Genomic DNA, 2153 nt, shown 5'->3' on the forward strand with positions numbered 1-2153 from the left:
CTGCACCCGAGAGAGTGTGGGAGAGTAGGACACCGCCGGACAACCATTAACGAAAGGCCCCACCCACGGTGGGGCCTTTCGCACTTAACCACCACACACGATCCCACCACCAACACACCACCAACACACCACCAACACACCACCAACACACCACCCGAACCGCCCACGCCCAGGCCCATCATCACGCCGGGCGCCAGGCCCCGCTTCCGTCTCCGGCCAATAACGGCGGACGCCTCCGAGCGGAGTGAACCACGTGGTTGTCTTGACGCACAGGCCGAAGCCTGACGGCTGGGTCCTCGAAGCGTCGTTTCACTCTCTCGATGGTGTCGAGGTGGCGGTGGCCATCGCGGAGGAGCTCGCGGGCGGCCGCATCCCGGAGGTTGCTCCCGGCGGGGTCGGTGGCCGCTGCTGATGGCCTGGGCGGCGGGCATGAACGTCTGCCATAGTGCGCGAAAGTCGTCCAGTGGCCGGCGACCTGCGGACGTCAGTCCATAAACCTTCCGGGCGGGTCCGGAGCCGCCTTGTTCCCTTTCACCTGGAGTAATCGAGTAGGTGTTCCCTTGTGCGTAGTAGCTTCATTGAACAGGATCTTCGTCCCGTCTCCGAGGGACAGGAACACGAGACTGTAGTGGCACGCGGAGAGAACGACCAGATCATCTGAGACGGCGGCCGCCTGTATCAGTGATGGTCGAATAGTGAGCCGCTCTACGGGTTGAAAACTAAGCCACTTTGACGTGTTTATGCTGCCGTGTCCTCTGGTCTTGTCGAGTGTAGCGAGTCGAGGCCACTGTTTTTGAGGCGGTAGCTGGTGCCTTTGAGGGTGAGGGCTTCAGTGTGGTGAACGATCCGGTCAATCATCGAGGAAGCGACGATCTGGTCGCCGAAGACGTCTCCTCAACGGGCGAACGGTAGGTTCGAGGTGAGGATCATCGAGGCGTGTTCGTAGCGGCTGGAGACGAGTCGGAAGAATAGGTTCGCGGCGTCTTGTTCGAACGGGATATAGCCGACTTCATCGACGATGATCAGCCCGTAACGTCGTAGTTTCAGCAATTCTGCGGCAGCCTACCGTTCTGGTGGGCGGATTGGAGCTGGCTCACCTGATCCGTTGCGGTCGCGAACAGCACCCGGAACCCGAGTTGGGTCGCGCGGAGTCCGAGCCCGGTAGCGAGGTGCGTTTTCCCGGTCCCGGGCGGGCCCAACAGCTTCGCGGGCTGCGACTTCCCGGGACAGGACCGCAGCGGGGTATTCCTGGTGCGATCAGCGAGCCCCACGCGCCTGGCCGGCGAGTCTGGTCGCGGACTCCCGGATACGGGGTGCTTTCATCGCCCGGGAGTAGTACTCAATCTGCCCGACGGTTTCCTGCACCCCGGTCATGAGAACACCCGAGTTTCGTCCAGAACCACGCCGAACGCCCGATCGTAATCCGCTAAGTCACGTAAGGGTTCCGTCCTGTTCCTGGGTTGGTGGGTGCGGGATCTGGAATGCGTCCCAGAGCACCCTCGCTTCCTGGACATGGGCAGGATCGGTGATGGTCTGCCCCGTACCCCAGCACCGGGTATGAACACCAACCATCCGGCCGTCCACAGTAGTCCGCACCGTGGTGAGGTCAGCGGTGATGTCCATGTACCGGCCGATGGCTTGCGGGTGAACAGAGTAATCGTTCGAAGCGATTCGGACGTAGTAATCCCATGGCAACCGCACCCTTGCGCGGAAACCCGTGATCGGTTCCACCGGCGGTAACACCAGCATCGCGGCCCGATCCGCGGTCACCAGGTCTATCGGCCTGACATCGATACGCCGGCGGCGTAGTAGTTCCGCCGTCCGATGCCGGTCTCGCTGTCCCAAATCAGCCGTGGGAACAGCACCGAGCCCGCCGATCAGCTGCCACATCCCCGCCAACAAATCTCCGGTGGTCCGGGAGGGGATCATCGTGGCCGTGATGAACCGCGAATGCGAACAGACCATCACCAGCACCGGCAACACCCGCGGCCCACCACGGGCGATCGGGATCTTCACCGGTGGGAACATCAGATCGCACTGCGCCTGGTACCCGGGCTCCTAGCCCGGATTTTTCATGATCGTCGGTTTGGTCGCTGCGCTGGCGGTTGATTCCTGCTTCGGGTGATTTTGTGGTTTTGGGCTCGTTGGTGGGG

Annotated in this window: 2 protein-coding genes and 1 pseudogene; 1 reads left to right on the forward strand and 2 read right to left on the reverse strand. The window is 62.3% G+C overall.

Going from position 1 to position 2153, the window contains the following annotated elements; genetic code table 11:
* The first annotated feature begins 262 nt into the window (after positions 1 to 262).
* Complete coding sequence (locus IWX62_RS16105; protein ID WP_196842423.1) at positions 263 to 412, forward strand: hypothetical protein; 150 nt, start codon at positions 263 to 265, stop codon at positions 410 to 412.
* Between the two features lie 326 nt (positions 413 to 738).
* Here the strand turns inward: IWX62_RS16105 and IWX62_RS16500 are convergent.
* Both IWX62_RS16500 and IWX62_RS16115 read right to left on the reverse strand, forming a co-directional pair.
* A pseudogene (locus IWX62_RS16500) lies at positions 739 to 1374 on the reverse strand (ATP-binding protein).
* Positions 1375 to 1431: 57 nt separating this feature from the next.
* Positions 1432 to 2016 (reverse strand): Mu transposase domain-containing protein, encoded by a 585-nt coding sequence (locus IWX62_RS16115; protein WP_196842424.1) that lies wholly within the window; start codon positions 2014 to 2016, stop codon positions 1432 to 1434.
* Positions 2017 to 2153: the final 137 nt, after the last annotated feature.

This window comes from Arthrobacter sp. CAN_A1 (genome assembly GCF_015751665.1).
Taxonomy (GTDB): domain Bacteria; phylum Actinomycetota; class Actinomycetes; order Actinomycetales; family Micrococcaceae; genus Arthrobacter_D.